Annotated in this window: 16 protein-coding genes; 8 read left to right on the forward strand and 8 right to left on the reverse strand. The window is 71.4% G+C overall.

The genetic code is table 11. From position 1 onward, the window contains the following. Positions 1–4: 4 nt before the first annotated feature. The 3 genes from ASG30_RS02535 to ASG30_RS02545 are packed head-to-tail and all read right to left on the reverse strand — an operon-like array spanning position 5 to position 4,268. The gene (locus ASG30_RS02535; RefSeq protein ID WP_055892164.1) at positions 5–736 is read right to left on the reverse strand and encodes an ABC transporter substrate-binding protein; all 732 of its coding nucleotides are present in this window, start codon (positions 734–736) and stop codon (positions 5–7) included. Next, positions 733–1,647, reverse strand: coding sequence for a GntR family transcriptional regulator (locus tag ASG30_RS02540; RefSeq protein WP_055892167.1), 915 nt, complete (start codon positions 1,645–1,647; stop codon positions 733–735). Before ASG30_RS02540 ends, ASG30_RS02535 begins: the two co-directional genes overlap by 4 nt. Beyond that, positions 1,644–4,268 (reverse strand): aconitate hydratase AcnA, encoded by a 2,625-nt coding sequence (locus ASG30_RS02545; RefSeq protein WP_082521843.1) that lies wholly within the window; start codon positions 4,266–4,268, stop codon positions 1,644–1,646. The genes ASG30_RS02540 and ASG30_RS02545 overlap by 4 nt, the downstream gene beginning before the upstream one ends. A 90-nt stretch (positions 4,269–4,358) precedes the next feature. Between ASG30_RS02545 and ASG30_RS02550 the strand changes: the two genes are divergently transcribed. Genes ASG30_RS02550 through ASG30_RS02560 form a run of 3 tightly spaced genes read left to right on the forward strand, consistent with a single transcriptional unit; the run spans position 4,359 to position 7,359 of the window. Beyond that, positions 4,359–5,336 carry a Bug family tripartite tricarboxylate transporter substrate binding protein gene (locus ASG30_RS02550; protein ID WP_055892174.1) on the forward strand — a complete coding sequence of 326 codons (978 nt, stop codon included), beginning with the start codon at positions 4,359–4,361 and terminating at the stop codon, positions 5,334–5,336. Further along, positions 5,333–5,827 (forward strand): tripartite tricarboxylate transporter TctB family protein, encoded by a 495-nt coding sequence (locus tag ASG30_RS02555; protein WP_055892176.1) that lies wholly within the window; start codon positions 5,333–5,335, stop codon positions 5,825–5,827. The genes ASG30_RS02550 and ASG30_RS02555 overlap by 4 nt, the downstream gene beginning before the upstream one ends. A 32-nt stretch (positions 5,828–5,859) precedes the next feature. Then, entirely contained in the window at positions 5,860–7,359 is a 1,500-nt protein-coding gene (locus tag ASG30_RS02560; protein WP_055892180.1) for a tripartite tricarboxylate transporter permease, read from the forward strand. Between the two features lie 53 nt (positions 7,360–7,412). On the opposite strand, the gene ASG30_RS02565 is transcribed toward ASG30_RS02560, so the two are convergent. The 3 genes from ASG30_RS02565 to ASG30_RS02575 form a co-directional block, all read right to left on the reverse strand. Beyond that, positions 7,413–7,841 (reverse strand): DUF1810 domain-containing protein, encoded by a 429-nt coding sequence (locus ASG30_RS02565; RefSeq protein WP_055892184.1) that lies wholly within the window; start codon positions 7,839–7,841, stop codon positions 7,413–7,415. 95 nt (positions 7,842–7,936) lie between these two features. Continuing rightward, on the reverse strand, positions 7,937–8,947 hold the full coding sequence (locus tag ASG30_RS02570; RefSeq protein WP_055892186.1) for a Bug family tripartite tricarboxylate transporter substrate binding protein: 1,011 nt from the start codon (positions 8,945–8,947) through the stop codon (positions 7,937–7,939). A gap of 138 nt (positions 8,948–9,085) precedes the next feature. Then, positions 9,086–10,141: an MBL fold metallo-hydrolase gene (locus ASG30_RS02575; RefSeq protein WP_055892188.1), complete on the reverse strand. Its 1,056-nt coding sequence runs from the start codon at positions 10,139–10,141 to the stop codon at positions 9,086–9,088. 144 nt (positions 10,142–10,285) lie between these two features. On the opposite strand from ASG30_RS02575, the gene ASG30_RS02580 reads away from it, so the two are divergent. Further along, complete coding sequence (locus ASG30_RS02580) at positions 10,286–11,191, forward strand: IclR family transcriptional regulator (RefSeq protein ID WP_055892190.1); 906 nt, start codon at positions 10,286–10,288, stop codon at positions 11,189–11,191. A gap of 45 nt (positions 11,192–11,236) precedes the next feature. Here ASG30_RS02580 and ASG30_RS02585 read toward each other — a convergent pair whose 3' ends face one another. After that, positions 11,237–12,397, reverse strand: coding sequence for an acyl-CoA dehydrogenase family protein (locus ASG30_RS02585; protein ID WP_055892194.1), 1,161 nt, complete (start codon positions 12,395–12,397; stop codon positions 11,237–11,239). Positions 12,398–12,577: 180 nt separating this feature from the next. Between ASG30_RS02585 and ASG30_RS02590 the strand changes: the two genes are divergently transcribed. The 3 genes from ASG30_RS02590 to ASG30_RS02600 are packed head-to-tail and all read left to right on the forward strand — an operon-like array spanning position 12,578 to position 15,950. After that, positions 12,578–13,378 (forward strand): enoyl-CoA hydratase/isomerase family protein, encoded by an 801-nt coding sequence (locus ASG30_RS02590; RefSeq protein WP_055892196.1) that lies wholly within the window; start codon positions 12,578–12,580, stop codon positions 13,376–13,378. Between the two features lie 23 nt (positions 13,379–13,401). Continuing rightward, the gene (locus tag ASG30_RS02595; RefSeq protein WP_055892199.1) at positions 13,402–14,592 is read left to right on the forward strand and encodes a CaiB/BaiF CoA transferase family protein; all 1,191 of its coding nucleotides are present in this window, start codon (positions 13,402–13,404) and stop codon (positions 14,590–14,592) included. A 20-nt stretch (positions 14,593–14,612) separates the two neighbouring features. Further along, positions 14,613–15,950, forward strand: a complete 1,338-nt coding sequence (locus tag ASG30_RS02600) for an MmgE/PrpD family protein (protein WP_082521851.1) — start codon at positions 14,613–14,615, stop codon at positions 15,948–15,950. 10 nt (positions 15,951–15,960) lie between these two features. Here the strand turns inward: ASG30_RS02600 and ASG30_RS02605 are convergent, their stop codons facing one another. Beyond that, positions 15,961–16,473: an Lrp/AsnC family transcriptional regulator gene (locus ASG30_RS02605; RefSeq protein WP_200947226.1), complete on the reverse strand. Its 513-nt coding sequence runs from the start codon at positions 16,471–16,473 to the stop codon at positions 15,961–15,963. Positions 16,474–16,529: 56 nt separating this feature from the next. Between ASG30_RS02605 and ilvB the strand changes: the two genes are divergently transcribed. Further along, complete coding sequence (ilvB, locus tag ASG30_RS02610; RefSeq protein WP_055892206.1) at positions 16,530–18,293, forward strand: biosynthetic-type acetolactate synthase large subunit; 1,764 nt, start codon at positions 16,530–16,532, stop codon at positions 18,291–18,293. The last annotated feature ends 159 nt before the right edge of the window (positions 18,294–18,452 follow it).

Consider the following 18,452-nt stretch of genomic DNA (forward strand, 5'->3'; position numbering starts at 1 on the left):
CGGACTAGGCGGCAGGCGCGACCGTCGCGCCGCTGATGCCGTGACGCGCCAGCGCGTCGGCGACGAAACCGCTGCGCTTCATGTCCTCGACATACGCACGCAGTTCGGTGGCCGCCGCCTCGCCACGGCTGCGCGGGCAGCCCATCGCCTGCTGGATCACCATGAAGCGGCCGGGCAGAAGCCGCAGGCCGCCCCGCCGGGCCGCGTCGGCCTCCAGCTGCTGCTTGACCCCGGCGGCGACGTCGGCTTTCTCCTGCAGGAAGTGCTCGACCACCGCCGGCGAGCTGGGCGCGCGCACGATCCCGGCGGCCTTCAGCTCGCGCGTGAGGAAGAGGTCGTAGGCGCTGCCCTGGCCGACGACCACGCGCAGGCCGGCGCGGTCCACTTCCTCGTTCGACCGCAGGGGCGAGTCGTCGCGGACCGCGTAGCAGCCTTCGATGAGGACGTAGGGCGCCGTGAAGTGGATGCCCTCGCCGCGCTTGGGATCGATCGCGAAGAAGCCGATGTCGGCCGCCTCGCTGGTGACCGCGTCGACCGACTTGCCCGCCGTGTCGAAGACCACGAGTTCGAGATCCACGCCCAGTCGCTGCGCGAAGCCTCGCGCCAGGTCCACCGAGACGCCGCGCGCGCCGTGGTCCGGGTCGGCCGCCGCGAGGATCGGGTTGCCGGTGTTGATCGATGCGCGAAGGCGCCCGGTGGGCGTGAACGCCCGGACGGTGTCGGCTGCGGGGGTCAAGCGGGGACTCCTTTTTCTTGCTTCAGGATCTCGGAGATGCGCGCGAGGTTGCGCAGGGTGCTGCCCAGGTGCTCTCGCATGGCCTGCGCCGCATCCTCGTTGCGTTCGCGCTCCAGCAGGTCCAGCAGCTGCAGGTGCTGGCGGCAGTGCTCCTGGTAGCGCGAGCGGTCCTGCATGGACCGGTACGACAGCAGCCGCCGCACGCCGTTGACGCGCCGCATGGTGTCGATGAAGAAGGGGTTGCCCGAGCCTTCCACCAGCGATTCGTGGAAGCGCACGCCGCGCTCGTGCAGCTGGTCGGCGGAGTCGGTCTCGATGCCGCCGGCCAGGAGGTGCAGCTCGGCCGCGCGGCAGCGCTCGAGCACCGCGCGCTCCAGCCGGTAGCCGGGTTCCAGCAGCGCCGCCGGCTCGATGGCCAGCCGCAGGCGGTAGGACTGCAGCAGGCTCTCGGGCGTGGTGAGCATGGGCGAGAACTCCCAGCCGTAGCCCGGTTTCTTGCGCCCCCAGCCCTCGTGCGCGATGCGCGTGAGCACGGCCTGCAGCTGGGCGGGCGCGAGGCCGTAGCGGCGCCGCAGCATCGCCTCGGTGAAGGTGTCGGGCAGCTCGCCGCGCAGGCGGTCGTCGGCCAGGCGGAAGTAGGTGCGCGTCACCAGGTTGTCCTGCGAACCGTCGGTTGCCGCGCCGGGCGCGACGTCGGCCTGCGCCGGGTCGGTGGCCAGGAAGTAGCCGCGGTTCGGCTCGCGCCGCACCATGCCGCGCCCGTGCAGTTGCTCCAGCGCCTGGTTGACCGGCGAGCGCGAGACGCGCAGCCGGTCGGCCAGCCATTGCGCGGGCAGGTGCGCGCCGACCTCCAGGCCCTCCGTGCGAAGCAGCTGGAGGATCTGCGAAGGCAGGGCGGGCGCCAGGCTCATGCGGGCTGGGCCTCCAGGGTCCGGTGCAGGATGGCGGGCAGCACGCCGCCCTCGCGCAGCAGCGAAGCCTCCAGCTGCGTCTCGACGGCCGCGCGCGCCAGCAGCTCCAGCTTCTGCCCGGAGGAACGCACGACCGTCACCTTCACCGGCGCGCGCGGCGCGATGTCCTGCGGCAGCGCCTGCACCTCGATGCGGTCGCCCGGCTGCACGTCCAGCGATTGCGGCGTCACGCCGGCCGGCAGCAGCAGCGGCAGGATGCCCATGCCGATCAGGTTGGAGCGGTGGATGCGCTCGAAGCTCACCGCCACCACGGCCCGGATGCCCAGCAGCCGCTGGCCCTTGGCCGCCCAGTCGCGCGAGGAGCCCATGCCGTAGCGCTCGCCCGCGAGCACGACCACGGCGTCGCCCGCATCCTGGTAGCGCTGCGCCGCCTGCCACACGGGCAGGACCTCGCCCGAGGGCACGTGCAGCGTGTGCCCCACCGGCGCTTGCGGCGCGAGCAGGTTGCGCATCGACTTGTTGAAGAAGGCGGCGCGCACCATCACCTCCCAGTTGCCGCGCCGGGACGCGAACACGTTCAGGTCCTCGCGCCGCTCGCCGCGCTCGACCAGGAAGTCGGCGACGAAGCTGTCGGGCGGGATGGCGCTGGCCGGCGAGATGTGGTCGGTGGTGATGTCGTCGCCCAGCACCAGCAGCGGATGCGCCGTGTAGCGGCCCAGCAGGCTGCCGGCCTTGCGCGAGGCGAAGGGCGGCCGGCGCAGCGCGGTCGATTTCGGGTCCCAGGGGAAGCGCGGGCCTTCGGGCGCCTTCAGGCCCAGCCACAGGGGGTTGCCGGCGGCGCGCGCGAACTCGCGCTGGTAGTCCGCGGGGTCCTGCGAGCGCTCCAGGTGCCCGCGCACTTCCTCGCGCGTGGGCCAGAGCTCGCGCAGGAACACCGGCGTGCCGTCGGCCGCGTGCTGGACCGGCTCGGTCTCCAGGTTGCGCCTGGCGTCGCCCGCCAGGCCCAGGGCCACCGCCAGCGGCGGCGACATGATGAAGCTCAGGTCGATGTCCGGGTGAACGCGCCCGGGGAAGTTGCGGTTGCCCGAGAGGATGGCGACCGCGCGGCTCGAGCCGCCGTCCTGGGCCTGTCGCACCGGCCCGGTCAGCGGCCCCGGATTGCCGATGCAGGTCGTGCAGCCGTAGCCGACGATGCCGAAGCCCATCGCCTCCAGGTCCGGGAGCAGGCCCGAGCGCTCCAGGTAGGCCAGTGCCGCCGGCGATCCCGGGGCCAGCGAGGTCTTGACCCAGTGCGGCGGCGTCAGCCCGCGCGCCCGCGCCTTGCGGGCCACCAGGCCGGCCGCGATGAGCAGCCCTGGATCGGACGTGTTGGTGCAGCTCGTGATGGCCGCGATCGCCACCGGGAAATCGGGCAACCCGCCCGTGCCCGGCTGCGGCGGGAGCGCCTCGCGCCCGAGCAACTCGCGCAGCTCGCTGTAGCGCTGCAGGTCCTGCGGCCGGCGCGGGCCGGCCACGTGCATGTCCACGGTGGCCAGGTCGATCTCGATCGAACGCGTGTAGCGCGGATCCGCGTCGGGATCGAACCAGATGCCCACGCGCCGCGCGTAGGCCTCGACGCGCTCGACCGCTTCTTCCTTCCGACCGGTCTCGCGCAGGTAGCGCAGCGTCTGTCCGTCGACCGGGAAGTAGCCGGTCGTCGCACCGTACTCGGGCGCCATGTTGGCGATCACGGACCGCTCCCCCGCCGCCAGCGTGCCCACGCCGGGGCCGAAGAACTCGACGAAGTCGCCCGTCACGTCCAGCTGGCGCAGGCGCTGCGTGACCACCAGGGCCAGGTCGGTCGCGAGCACGCCGGGGCGCAGCGCGCCGACCAGCCGCACGCCCACCACGTCGGGGATCTTGAGCATGGTCGGCAGCCCGAACATCACGGTCTGCGCTTCGAGACCGCCGACGCCCCAGCCCAGCACGCCGATGCCGTTGACCATGGGCGTGTGGCTGTCGGTGCCGATCATGGTGTCGGGCACCAGCCAGGCCCGGCCTTCGCGCTCCTCGGTCGTGACCACGGTGGCCAGCTGCTCCAGGTTCATGGTGTGCATGATCCCGGTGCCCGGCGCGTGGACGTGCACGCCCGGCAGCGCGCGCGAGGCCCAGCGCAGGAAGCGGTAGCGCTCGGCATTGCGGCGGATCTCGTGCTGCATGTTCGCGGCGATGGCGCCCGGCTGCCCGAACACCTCGACGGCCAGCGAGTGGTCCACCGAGACGTCCACCGGCAGCTGCGGCCGAAGCACGGTGGGATCGACCCCCGCCTCGGCGAGCTCGTCGCGCATGGCGGCGATGTCCACCAGCGCCGGGGTGCTGGTGGTGTCGTGCATCAGCACGCGCGAGGGCTGGAACGGGATCTCCACCTCGCTGCTGCCGGTCTCCAGCCATTCCAGCAGCGCGGCGGCCCCGGCCTGCCCCTCCGGACCGGGCGCGCAGCGCAGCACGTTCTCCAGCAGCAGGCGCATCACCCAGGGCAGCCGAGCCAGCTTTTCCCCGCAGTGCGCGGGCAGGTCGATTACCGTAAAGTTCTCGGCTCCGACGGGCAACGTGCCCAAGGAAGGGGCGTTGGTGTTAACCATGATCGGATTTTGCACATTGTTCGTGCAAAATGCAATTTGCGTTGACCAAGCCCCGGTCAGCGGTGCGCTTATTCCTGAAAGGACCCGAACATGCACACGAACCTTCTCACCCGCCGCGGCGCCGTTGCCGCTGCAGCCCTTCTTGCCGCGGCCTTCGCGCTGCCCGTGTCGGCCCAGGCGCCGATGGAGCTGAAGGTGATCGCACCGGCGGGCCCGGGCGGCGGCTGGGATGGCGCGGCGCGTTCGCTGCAGCAGGTGATGACGGCCACGGGCTCGGCCAAGAGCGTGCAGGTGGTCAACGTGCCCGGCGCCGGCGGCACCGTGGGCCTGGCGCAGTTCGTCAACCAGGCCAAGGGCGACGGCAACCAGATGATGGTGATGGGCATCACCATGGTGGGCGCGGTGCTCACCAACAAGTCGCCCGTCACGCTCGAGCAGGTCACGCCGATCGCACGCCTGACGGCCGACCAGCTGGTGGTGGTGGTGCCGGCGAACTCGCCGCACAAGACCATGAAGGACCTGGCCGCCGCCGTGAAGGCCGACACCTCCAAGGTGGTCTGGGCGGGCGGCTCGGCCGGCGGCGCCGACCACATCCTCGCGGGCCTGGTCTCCAAGGCCGCGGGCGGCGACGCCACCAAGCTGAACTACGTGCCCTTCTCCGGCGGCGGCGAAGCGCTGGCCGAGATGCTGGGCGGCCGCGTGACGGCGGGCATCTCCGGCTACAACGAGTTCGAAAGCCAGATCAAGGCCGGCAAGCTGCGCGCCCTGGGCATGTCGGGCGGCAAGCGCATGCAGGGCGTCGACGTGCCCACCATCAAGGAGCAGGGCCTGGACGTCGAGCTGCTCAACTGGCGCGGCATCGTGGCCGGCCCCGGCATCTCGGCCGCGCAGAAGACCGCGCTGTCGGGCGCGGTGACCAAGGCGCTCAAGTCGGACGAGTGGAACAAGGTGCTCAAGGCCCGCGGCTGGGATGACGCCTACCTGGACGCCGACGCCTTCGCCGCCTTCCTCAAGCAGGACCAGGCGCGCGTCAAGGAAGTGCTGACCTCCGTCGGCCTGGTCAAGTGAGCGAAGCCGGCACCACGGCCGGCCCGCGCTGGCAGACGCAGTGCGGCATCGGCGTCGCGCTGCTGCTGGTGGCCGTGGCCCTGTGGTTCGACGCGGGGCGGCTGCCGCCCCCGCCGGCCACGGGCGTGGGGCCGTCCGCCGCCCTGCGCCTGGTGGGCGTGATCATCGGCGTCCTGGGCCTGGCGCACCTGGTCTCGGCCTGGCGTGCCCGCGCGGCCGGGCTGGTGAGCGCCACCGACGTCGGCAACCACCGCTCGCTGGGCATCGTGATGGCAGCGCTGGTCGGCCAGATCGTGCTGCTGGAGCTGGGCGCCGGGTTCGTCCTGAGCTCGCTCTGGCTGTTCGTGCTGACGGCGCGCGGCTTCGGCGAGCGCATCGGGGTCAAGCCCGTGGCCATCGGCCTGGTGCTCTCGCTGGCCGTCTACTTCTTCTTCACCAAGGCCTTGTCGCTGGCGCTGCCCATGGGGCCGTTCGAGCGCCTGCTGGGATGAGTCGCTGACAACAAGAACAAGAAGGCCGCTCCATGGAAACCCTCCAATCCCTGCTGCACGGCATCGGCGTCGCCCTCCAGCCGGGCAACCTGCTCTTCGCCGGCATCGGCGTGCTGCTCGGCACGCTGGTCGGCATCCTGCCGGGCATCAGCCCGTCGCTGACGGTGGCGCTGCTGCTGCCGGTCACGTTCAAGCTGGACCCGACCGGCTCCATCATCATGTTCGCCGGCATCTACTTCGGCGGCATGTACGGCAGTTCCACCACCGCCATCCTGCTGAACACGCCGGGTGAAGCCGCCTCCATCGCCACCGCGATCGAGGGCCACAAGATGGCCCGCGCCGGCCGCGGCGGCCCGGCGCTGGCCACCGCCGCCATCGGCTCCTTCGTGGCCGGCACGCTGGCCACCATCGGCCTGGCGCTGCTCGCGCCGTGGATCGTCGAACTCGCCGTCGGCTTCGGCCCCTGGGACTACTTCGGCCTGATGGTGCTGGCCTTCGTCACGGTGTCGGCCACCTTCGGCACCTCGGTGCTGCGCGGCGTCACCAGCCTGGCGCTCGGCCTGGTGCTCGGCCTGGTGGGCATCGACAAGCTCACCGGCCAGGCGCGGCTGGCGTACGGCAACCCGGCGCTGCTGGACGGCATCTCGGTCACCACGCTGGCGGTCGGCCTGTTCGCGATGGGCGAGGCGCTGTACGTCGCCTCGCGCTTCCACGGCACGTCCGAGACGGTCGAGGCCGTGCGCGGATCGCTCTGGATGACGATGGACGACTGGCGCCGCAGCTGGAAGCCGTGGCTGCGCGGCGTCGGGCTGGGCTTCCCGATCGGCGCCCTGCCGGCCGGCGGCGCGGAAGTGCCGACGCTGCTGTCCTACACCATCGAGCGCAAGCTGGCGCGCGAGCCCAACCAGTTCGGCCAGGGCGCGATCGAAGGCGTCGCGGGCCCCGAGGCGGCCAACAACGCGGCCGCCACCGGCACGCTGGTGCCGCTGCTCGCGCTGGGCCTGCCCACGTCCGCCACCGCGGCCATGCTGCTGGCCGGCTTCCAGCAGTACGGGCTGGTGCCCGGACCGCTGCTGTTCGTCACCAACACCGACCTGGTGTGGGGCCTGATCGCCAGCTTCTTCATCGGCAACCTGATGCTGCTGGTGCTCAACCTCCCGCTGGTGGGCCTGTGGGTCAAGCTGCTGGCCGTGCCGCAGCCCTACCTGTACGGCGGCATCCTGGTGTTCGCCGCCATGGGCACGCTGGCCGCCAACCCGTCGACCTTCGAGCTGGGCCTCTTGGTCGCCTTCGGCATCACCGGCTACCTGATGCGCTGCTGGGACTACCCGCTGGCGCCCATGATCGTGGGCCTGATCCTGGGGCCGATGGCGGAGAACCAGTTCCGCCGCGCGCTGCAGATCAGCCTGGGCGACCCCTGGGTGTTCTTCAAGCACGGCGGCTCCGCCACCCTGCTGGCGCTGGCCGTCGTGGCGCTGGTCGCGCCCATCGTCTTCAAGGGCCTGCGCAAGTTCAAGGGCGAAGACGCGTAAGGCCAGCAACGCAGCAGCGGCGGGAGCAGCCTCTCGCCGCTGCCACTGCGCCCTCAGGAGCGCAGGTGGTCCACGGTCAGTGGATCCGGTTGTCCCTCGAAGTACTTGCGCAGGCAGTCCCCGAACAGCGCCTCGCCCGGCGCGGCCGAGGCGAACAGCGTGAGGCACGAGCGCAGCTTCATCGCGTCGATGCCGCCGAAGATCTCCAGCGCGGTGCGGCCATTCAGCCGCAGCAGCGTCTCGCAGCAGCCGCGCAGGCGCGGGCCCAGCACCGGATGCTCGAGGTACGCCATCGCTTCGCCCCGTCCCGAGAGCCCGTAGCGCCTGGCCATGGCGCTGCGCCCCAGCTCGCGCAGCTGCGGGAACACGTACCACATCCAGTGGCTCTGCTTGTCGCCGGCCTGCAGTTCGGCCATCACGGCGGGCCAGACCGGATCCTGCGCGGCGACGAAGCGCTCGAGGTCGAAGGGATCGGCGTCCATCGCCACACTTTAGGCCCGAGCGCGGCGGATGGCACGCGCGGCGAAAGAGGGCCCGAGCTCAACGGCCTGGAACCCGCCGCCGCGCCGGCGGCACGTCAGTCGGCCGAGATGCCCATCTCGCGGGTGACCCGGCGGTAGGTGGGCCAGGAGCGGCCGATGAAGGTGCGCAGCTCGGCGCCGACCAGCGGCGTGTCCTCGGCCGAGAGCGTCTCGCGCACCGACTTCACGCGGGGCGAGTCCGTGATGGAGGACTGCACCAGGCGCGCGAGCGTGTCGATCACGACCTGCGGCGTGCCCGCGGGCGCCATCAGCAGGTTCATCTCGGCCAGGTCCTCGAAGATCGGGCCCTTGAAGCCCGCATCGGTCCAGGTGGGCACGCCGGGCAGCCGGCTCGAGCGCTGCCCGACCGCGATGGCGATCGGCTTGACCAGTCCCTTCTGCAGCCCGCCGCCCAGGCCGGCCAGCGAACCCGCGCCCATGTCGATGTGGCCCGCATACAGGTCGTTGAGCATCGCGCCCGTGCCCTTGTAGTTGGCCAGGTTGAACTGGGCGCCGGTTTCCTTGGCCAGCTGGCTGAGCATCATCTGCCAGCCCGAGCCGAGGGCGTAGTTGCCCACGTTCACCGGCTTCTTCTTCGCGTAGGCGATGAGGTCAGCCAGCGTGTTGACCGGGAAGTCCTTGTGCAGCACCGCCACCACCGGGCCAACGCCGATGGCCGCGATCGGCACCAGGTCCTTGTCGGGATCGATGGCCGGCCTCTTCAGCAAGGCGGGCGCCTGGGCCATGCTGCTCTGCAGGGTGACGATGAGCGTGTGCCCGTCCGGCGCCGAGCGCGCCACCGCTTCGCCCGCGACCATGCCGACGCCGCCGGGCTTGTTCTCCACCACCACCGGCACGCCCAGTTTCTGCGAGAAGTAGTCCGAGTAGGCGCGCGCCGTGGCATCGGTGGACGCGCCCGGGGCCTGGGCGCAGACGATGCGGATCGGCTTGGTGGGCTGCCACGCGGTCTGGGCGCGGCCCAGCGCGGGCAGCAGCAGGCCGGCGGCGACGAGTTGCCGGCGGCTCAGCATCGCGGCGGCTGGGGTGGTGGGGCGGTTCGACGGCATGGCGGTTCCTGTGACGGTGGTCGGAAGTTCGATGTGCACTGTGGGGGACTCACCCATGAGGATGAACAGGGTTTTCCCCATAGCGAATGGTATTCCTGAAAATGAGGCAGCAGCGCCGTCGAGCCGCGCGGCCCCGGCTCAGGCCAGCACGTACCAGCCCACGCCGTCGGCGCCGATCTCCCGGCGGACCTCGCCGCGCGCGATCAGGTGGTTCATGCAGGCCACCGACTCGCCGGTGGCCAGGCTCAGCAGGGCCGCGTCGCCCTCGTCGATGGGCCGCGCGAACAGCGCGCCGAACGCGTCGACGATGCGCCGGGGCTCCTTGAGCGAACGCCGCAGGCGCTCCAGCGCCTTGTCCTGCCCGCGGGCCAGTGCGTCCAGCCGCGCATGCAGGCCCCGGAAGCAGTCGTTGTGGGCCGGCAGCACCAGCACGTCGTCGGGCACCTGGGCCTTGAGCTTGGCCAGCGACGCGTACCAGTCCGCCATCGGGTCCGCCTCGGGCTCCATGGGATGGACCGACACGTTGGACGAGATGCGCGGCAGCACCTGGTCGCCGGAGATCAGCAGCTTCAATTCGGGGCAATGCAGGCACGCATGCTCGGGCGAGTGGCCGGTGCCCACCAGCACGCGCCAGGTGTGCGCGCCGATGCGCACCTCGTCGCCGTCCTGCAACCGCCGGAAGCTGTCCGGCAGCGCGTGGATCTGCTTGCCGAAGCCGCCGAAGCGGCTGCGGTAGCCGTCGATCGCGGCCGGGCTCCAACCCGCCCGGCGATAGAACTTCACGCCGTCGGCCGGCGCCTCCCGGCCCATGTCGGCGACGGCCGAGCGGCAGGACAGGTACTCCAGCCGCGTGATCCACAGCGGCACGCCGGCCCGGCGCGTGAACCAGCCGGCCAGCCCCACGTGGTCGGGGTGCATGTGCGTCACGTAGACGTTGGTCAGCGGCCGCGCCATCGGGCCCTCGGCCAGCAGGGCCTGCCAGGCCTTGACGGTGGCTTCGGTGTTCAGGCCGGTGTCGACCAGGGCCCAGCCCTCGCCGTCGTCCAGGGCCCACACGTTGATGTGGTCCAGCCGGAAAGGCATCGGCAGGCGGATCCAGCGCACCCCGGGGGCGACCTCGGTCCAGTGGCCGGGGTCCGGCGCGGCGAAGGGATAGCTCAGGCCGCGGGCATCGGGTTCGGGGGTCTGGGTCATTCGGGCGCGGCGCGGGCGGAACCCGGCCGTCTCGTGGATGTTGTCCGAACGGGAATTTTATTCTCCACACGCAGGTTCGCGCCGGGCCGCCGCGGGGGGCCGGCCCTAGAATGAAACCGTCCGTTTGCAGGGAACCCCGACCCCATGGAGAAGAAAGCCAGCACCCCGTCCGGCGGCGCCGCCGACAAGCCCAAGGGCAAGGTCGTCGGGGCCGTGGCGAATGCCGCGACGATCCTGCGCTTCCTGCGCGCCACGCAGGGCCCGGCCACCGTCACGCAGATCACGCGGGCGGTGAAGATCAACCCGAGCACCTGCTTCAACATCCTGCGCACGCTGATCCAGGAGGACTTCGTGCAGTTCGACGCGACGGCCAAGACCTACCAGCTCAGCCTGGGCCTGGTGGCGCTGGCGCGCGGCGCGCTGGAGCACAGCCCCGAGCTGCACCTGCTCAAGCCGCGCATCGAGGCGCTGGCCCGCAAGTACCGGATCATGGTGACGGTGTGGCGCAAGATCTCCGACGACAGGATCATGCTGGTGTCGGTGGCCGAGAGCGACGCACCGGTGCGCATCCACGCTCGCGCGGGCTCGCGCTCCCCCCTGCTGCTGGGCGCGTCGGGGCGCGTGTTCGGCGCTTTCTCGGGCCTGGGCAAGGCGGCGCTGAAGGAGCGTTTCCAGGAACTGCGCCTGGCCCGGCCGCTCGACTTCGAGACCTTCCTGCAGCAGCTGGAGGAAGCGCGGCGCATCGGCTGGGCGCTGGACGACGGCTACGCGTACGCCGGCACCGTGACCATCGCGGTGCCGGTGCAGGAACCCGGCGGCGCCCTCAACTTCACCTGCGCCGCCATCCTGTTCAACGGCCAGTACGACCTGCAGCGCGTGGCCGGCATCGCCGAGGACCTCAAGCGCATCGGCCACAGCCTGCTGGAGGCAGCGCCCCCGGCGGCCGCCGCGCCGGTAGTGGTCAGCGCCGTGAAGCCGAAGAAGGCACCGGCCGCCAAGGCCTCGCGCAAGACTGCCGCCCCCGCGGGCAAGCGCCGCGCCGTCGCCTGAGGGCCGACGCGCTGCGAACGGGCCGCGCGGCCCGTCCCTTCCACTTCAGTACGAGCGCGGCATCTCCAGCACGTGCTGCGCCACGTAGGCCAGCACCAGGTTGTTGGAGATCGGCGCGGTGCGGAACAGGCGGGTCTCCTTCCACTTGCGCTCGATGTCGTACTCGGTGGCCACGCCGAAGCCGCCGAAGGTCGTCATCGCGGCCTCGGCAGCCTCCCACGACGCTTCGCTGCACAGGTACTTGGCCATGTTCGCCTCGGCGCCGCAGGGCTTGCCGGCGTCGAACAGCGTGGCGGCCTTGTTGCGCATCAGCTCCGCTGCGCTGACCGCCATGTGGGCCTTGGCGATCGGGAAGGCCACGCCCTGGTTGGCGCCGATCGGCCGGTCGAAGACGACGCGCTCCGACGCATAGGTGCGCGCCTTGTCCACGAACCACTTGCCGTCGCCCACGCTCTCGCTGCTCACCAGCAGGCGTTCGGCGTTGAGCGAGTCCAGGAGGTAGCGAAAGCCCCTGCCCTCCTCGCCCACGCGCCACTCGTCCGCTACTTCGAGGTTCTCGATGAACACCTCGTTGGTGTGGTGGTTGAGCATGGTGTCGATCGGCCGCGAGTGCAGCGACTTGCCGGCCTTGCGGATGTCGACCAGGAACAGGCTCAGGCCCTCGGTCTTGTTCTTCACGTCCTCGTACGGCGTCGTGCGCGCCAGCAGCAGGTACATGTCCGACTGCAGGTAGCGCGAGGTCCAGATCTTCTGGCCGTTGATGACGTAGCCGCCCGGCACCTTCTTCGCGAAGGTCTTGATGCGCAGGGTGTTGGAGCCGGCGTCCGGCTCGGTGACGCCGAAGGCCTGCAGCCGCAACTCGCCCCTGGCGATCTTCGGCAGGATGGCCTGCTTCTGCGCCTCGCTGCCGTGCTGCAGCACGCTGGCCATGGTGTACATCTGCGCGTGGCAGACGGCGGAGTTGCCGCCCTGCCGGTTGATCTCCTCCAGGATGACGCAGGCGTCCAGCAGGCCCAGGCCGGAGCCGCCGTAGTCGTCGGGGATCAGCGCCGCCAGCCAGCCGGCCTCGTTCATCGCGTCGACGAAGGCCTGGGGGTAGGACTTGTCGTGCTCGCAGGCCCGCCAGTAGCTGTCGGGGAAGCGCCGGGCCAGCTGGGCCACCGCCTCGCGGATCTCCTGCTGCGTCGGGGAGTAGTCGAAATCCATGGGGTTCCTCAAGGGGGCCGCCATGGTGCCACAACCCCAAAATCCGGAAAACTTATTTTTCATGGAGAATGCCTGTGCCGGCGCCACGGACGCGGCACGACGATTCATCCCCCGCTGCAGAGCACGGTTTGCGGCACCATCGGGTGGGTCGAAGCGCGCGCGTCCTGCCGGGCTGATGCCATGAACCTTCCCTCCTACTCCACCCTCGAGCTGCAGCGGCACGGCGAGCACGTCCTGCTCGTCACCCTGGACCGCCCCGAGGCGCTGAATGCGCTGAACACGCAGATGGGCGCCGACCTGCACGACCTGTTCCTGCGCATCACGGCCGAACCCGGCCCGCTGCGCTGCCTGGTGCTCACCGGCGCCGGCATCAAAGCCTTCTGCTCGGGCGGCGACCTGAAGGAGCGCGACGGCATGACGCAGGCGCAGTGGCAGGCGCAGCACGAGCTTTTCGAGCGCGCCTTCGTCGCCATGCTCGAATGCCCGGTGCCGGTGATCGCCGCGGTGAGCGGCCATGCCTACGGCGGCGGCCTGGAGATGGCCCTGTGCTGCGACTTCATCTATGCCGCGCGCACCGCCCGCTTCGCGCTGCCGGAGGCGAAGCTGGGCATCATGCCGGGCGGCTGTGGCACCCAGAACCTGGCGCGCGCCGTGGGCGAGCGGCGCGCCAAGGAGCTGGTGCTGACCGGCCGACCCTTCACCGCCGACGAGGGCGTGGCCTGGGGCGCCTTCAACCTGGCCTGCGACGATGCCGCGAGCGTGCGCGACCACGCGCTGGCCACCGCCCAGGCCATCGCCGGGAACGCGCCGCTGTCGGTGCGGCAAGCGAAGAAGTCCATCCACTACGGGCTGCAGATGGACCTGCTCACCGGCTACCGCTTCGAGATCGAGGCCTACAACCGCCTGGTCGACACCGAGGACCGGCGCGAGGGCGTGCGCGCGTTCAACGAGAAGCGCAAACCCCAGTTCCAGGGCCGCTGAGCCCGCGAGGAGACCCCCACCCCATGAAACCCCTGTCCGGCCAACGCGTCATCGACCTGACCCAGAACGTCGCGGGCCCCTACTGCACGCAGATCCTCGCCGACCTGGGCGCCGACGTGATCAAGATCGAGCGCCCCGGCGCGGGCGACGACACGCGCTGCTGGACGCCGCAGGTCGGCGAAGGCATCTCCGCCACCTACGCCACGCTCAACCGCGGCAAGCGCAGCCTGGCGCTGGACCTGGACCACGCCGACGGGCAGGCGCTGGTGCGTCGCCTGCTGCGGCCCGGCGACATCGTCATCCACTCGCTCAAGCCGGGCAGCGCCGAGCAGCGCGGCCTGGGCTACGACGACCTGAGGGCCGTCTGCCCCGGCCTCATCTACTGCGCCCTCAGCGCCTTCGGCAACATCGGGCCGCTGTCGGGCCTGCCGGGCTACGACCCGCTGATCCAGGCCTTCGCCGGGATCATGTCGGTCAACGGCCATGACGGCCAGCCGCCCGCGCGGGTCGGCGTCTCCATGGTCGACATGGGCGCGGGCCTGTGGTCCGTGATCGGCATCCTGGCCGCGGTGGCGCGCCGCAAGGACGACGGCCAGGGCGCGCGCATCGACACCTCGCTGCTGGAGACCGGCGTGGCCTGGATGACCAACCCCATCGCCAACTACAGCGCCAGCGGCAAGCTGCCGCGCCGCATGGGCTCGGCCACGGCCATGCTGGCGCCCTACGAGGTCTTCGAGACTTCGGACGCCCACGTCTTCATCGGCTGCGGCGCCGACCGCATGTTCCAGAAGCTCGCGGCCGCGCTGGAGAACAAGGCGCTCGCCGAAGACCCGCGCTTCGCCCGCAACGCGGACCGGGTCGCGAACCGCGAGGCCCTGCACGAAGCCATCGCGACCCTCACGCGCGCGCAGACCACGCAGCAGGTGGTCGACCGCCTGCGTGCGGCGGGCGTGCCGGTGAGCGCGGTGAACGACCTGTCCAGGCTGCTGCAGGACCCGCAGGTGCAGGCCCTGGCGCTGCACGCGCCGCTGCCCCTGGACGCGGCCCGCGGGCTGGTCGCCGTGGGCACGCCGATCCGCTTCGACGGCGAGCGCAGCCATCAACCCCATCTCAGCCCCCGCGTGGGGCAGGACACACGCGACGTGCTCGAGTCGGCCGGGCTGCGGCCCGACGAGATCGACACGCTCGCACAGAAAGGCGCGGTGCAACTGTGAACAACCCCTCCAATGATTTCATGGCGGCCTGGGATGCGTGCGCGGAGCGCTGCGCGAAACCGCTGCCGCCCGAGGTGCTGCAGGCGGCCCGCCAGGTCTGGTTCGACACCTGCGCGGTCACGGCCGCCGGGGCCGGCGAGAACACCACGCGCGCGGCGGTCGCGGTCGCCGAGGGGCGCGGGCTGATGTCCGCCGATGCGGGCCTGGTGCTGGGCACCGCCTCGCACGCGCTGGACTACGACGATGTCTGCATGCTGGCCACCTGCCACCCCAGCGCGCCGGTGGTGTCCGCGCTGATGGCGCTGCTGCCCCGGGCCCGCCCCGGGCTGGCGCTGTCCGACCTGCTGGCGGCCCACGTGCTCGGCACCGAGACCCTGCTGCGCCTGGGCGCCTGGCTGGGCTTTCGCCACTACGGGCTCGGTTTCCATGCGACCGGCACGCTCGGCAGCGTGGGCGCCGCTGCCGCCGCGGCGCACGTGCTGGGCCTGACGCGTGCGCAGGCACATGCGGCACTGTCCATCGCGGCCAGCAGCGCCAGCGGCCTGCGCGCCAACTTCGGCACCGACACCAAGCCGCTGCACGTCGGCTTCGCGGCCGTCGCCGGCATCCGCGCCGCGCTGCTGGCGCAGGCGGGCGCGCAGGCCAGCGACGACGTGTGGGGCGCCAACGGTTTCTTCCACGCGTTCAACGGCGGCGTGCCGGTGACTCGCCTCGACTGGGAGCCCGGCATGCCCTTCGCGCTGCAGCAGCCCGGCTTCGAACTCAAGCGCTTCCCCAGCTGCTACCTCACGCACCGGCTGATCGCGGGCGTGCTGGCGCTGCGGGCGCGGCGCCCGGGCGCGGCCGGCGAGGAGGTGCGCATCGCGATCGAGATGCCCCGCAACGGCACCGCCCCGCTCAAGCACCCCCGCGCCACCACCGGGCTGGAGGCCAAGTTCAGCGGCCCCTACTGCGGTGCGGCCGCCTGGATCGACGGCCAGGTCGGCCTGGCGTCCTTCACCGATGCCGCGGTGCGCCGCCCCGCGCTGCAGGCGCTGATGCCCAAGGTGACGCTGGTGGAACGCACCCTCGACGGCGAGACGCTGGACAGCGCGCCCGTCGTGGTCGAGGTGAGCGGTTCCGGCTGGACCGAGATGATCGTCGTCGACTGGGCGCCGGGCTCGCTGGCCGACCCCTTCACGCGCGACGAGCTGCTGGCCAAGTGGCGCGACTGCGCCTCGCATGCCGGCCTGCCCGCCGACGCCCGCGCCATGCTCGACCTGCTCGATGCGCCGCTGGACACGCCGGCCGCCAGCGTGCTCACGCCGCTGCGCCAGCTGCTGGTCGACGCTTGCACCGCCTCGCCGGCTGCGCGCTGAAAAGCCGCCTTCAGACCGCCGGCACGTTCACATCCTTCAGCACGCGCAGCACGAAGCTGGACTTGCTGTGCCGGATGCCGGGGATCTTGTAGAGCTTCTCGCGCAGCAGGCGCTCGTAGTCGCGCGTGTCCTTCACGGCGATGCGGATGTAGTAGTCGTAGTCGCCGGAGACCAGGTAGGCGTCCATGACCTCGGGGATCTCCGCGAGGATGCGGCCGAACCGGTACAGCGTCTCGTCGGTGTGGCTCTCCAGCGTGAGCTGCACGATCACCGTGTCCTGGTAGCCCAGGCGCGCGCGGTCCAGCTCGATGCTGTACTTGCGGATCACGCCCTCCGCCTCCAGCCGCTTGATGCGGCTCCAGCAGGTGGTGGGCGACAGCTTCACGGCCTGGCCGATCTCCTGCAGGGTGCGGCGAGAGTCGGTGAGCAGCTCCCGCAGGATGGCCAGGTCGAACTTGTCGAACCGGGCCGGGGTTTCATCGGCAGGTTTTGCTTTTTTCCGAACGTCCTTCGAAGCGGCCATGAGAACCCCACGAAATTTCGAAGCACATTCTGCCTGAACGACGGAAAAATCTGCACATGGACGCCTCCACCGTCGAATCCCTTTCGCCCACGGCCCCGGCCCTGCGGACCCGCAATGGCGCCGAGATCCTGCTGGACACGCTGGTCGCATGCGGCATCGACACCGTCTTCGGCTACCCGGGCGGCGCCGCCCTGCCGCTGTACGACGCGCTCTACGGCCAGCCGGCGCTGCGCCACGTGCTGGTGCGCCACGAGCAGGCGGCCGTGCATGCGGCCGAGGGCTACGCACGCAGCACCGGGCGGCTGGGCGTGGTGCTGGTGACGTCGGGGCCGGGCGTCAGCAACACCATCACCGGGCTGCTGGACGCCATCAGCGATTCCGTTCCCATCCTGTGCATCAGCGGCCAGGTCGCCACCGGCGTGATCGGCACCCAGGCCTTCCAGGAGAGCGACGCGCTGGGCATGTCGCGGCCGGTGACCAAGTGGAACCACCAGCCGCGCGACGCGGCGCAGGTGGCCGAGGCGGTGCAGGAGGCCGTGCGCATCGCGCTGTCGGGCCGGCCGGGGCCGGTGCTGATCGACATGCCCAAGGACGTGCAGCTGCAGGCCGTGCAAGCCCCCGCGCCAACGGCGGCCGCGCTGAACCCGGAGCCGCAAGGCCCTGCCCTGCCCGCGCAAGCCGACCTGCAGCGCGCGGCCGGGCTGCTGGCCGGCGCGCGCCGGCCGGTGCTGTACGGCGGCGGTGGCCTGGTCAACTCCGGCCCCGCGGCCTGCGAGGCGTTCACCGCCCTGGCCCGCGCATGGAACCTGCCGACCACGCTCACGCTGATGGGCCTGGGCGCCTTCCCCGCCTCGGACCAGCGCTTCCTCGGCATGCTGGGCATGCACGGGACGCTGGAGGCCAACCTGGCCATGCACCACGCGGACCTGGTGGTCTGCATCGGCGCCCGCTTCGACGACCGCATCACCGGCCGGCTGGCGGACTTCTGCCCGGGCGCCCGCAAGATCCACGTGGACATCCATCCGGGCAACATCAACAAGGTGGTGCCGGTCGACGTGGCCCTGGCCGGCGACTGCGCCGAGGTGCTGGCGGCCTGGCAGCGCGTGCTGCCGTCGCCCGAAACGTCGCGGCTCGATCCCTGGTGGTCGCGCATCTCGCGCTGGCGCGAAGCCGACTGCCTGGCCTTCCGGTGCGATGACCAGGTCATCCTGCCGCAGCAGCTGCTCTCCACGCTGCAGCGGCAGCTGGCGGGCCGCGACGCCATCGTCTCCACCGACGTGGGCCAGCACCAGATGTGGGCCGCGCAGTACCTGCGCTTCGACCAGCCCCGGCGCTGGCTCACCTCGGGCGGCGCCGGCACCATGGGCTACGGCCTGCCGGCCGCGATCGGCGCGCAGGTCGCGCATCCGGAGCGGACGGTGGTGTGCGTGAGCGGCGACGCCTCCATCCTGATGAACATCCAGGAGCTGTCGACGGCCGTGCAGCACCAGGCGCCGGTCAAGGTGGTCCTGTCGAACAACGGCTACATGGGCATGGTGCGCCAGTGGCAGCAGCTGATCCACGGCAACCGCCTCAGCCACAGCTGGACCGCCGCGCTGCCGGACTTCGTCGCGCTGGCCAAGGCCTTCGGCTGGGGCGCGCGCCGCGTGGAGCGGCCGCAGGAGCTGGAGGACGCGCTGGCCGAGTGCCTGGCGCACGACGGGCCGTTCTTCCTCGACGTGCGTGTGGCCGCCCAGGAGAACTGCTATCCGATGATGCCCGCCGGGCGCGGGCACCACGAGATCATGCTGGCCGACGGCGTCTGGTATCGGGAGCCGTGAAAGCGGCACCACGGGCCGGGCCGGCTCGCGGTCGAGCATCTTCGTCTCGCGCCCGCGACGCCGCGGCATAGTCCTAACGGGCCAGTGGGCGACCGCCGGCGGGACGCCGGGGCTATCCTCGTTTCCCGCCCTGCCGAGGTTTGGAGCTTGCATCGAGCC

The organism is Ramlibacter sp. Leaf400 (assembly GCF_001424545.1).
GTDB lineage: Bacteria > Pseudomonadota > Gammaproteobacteria > Burkholderiales > Burkholderiaceae_C > Ramlibacter.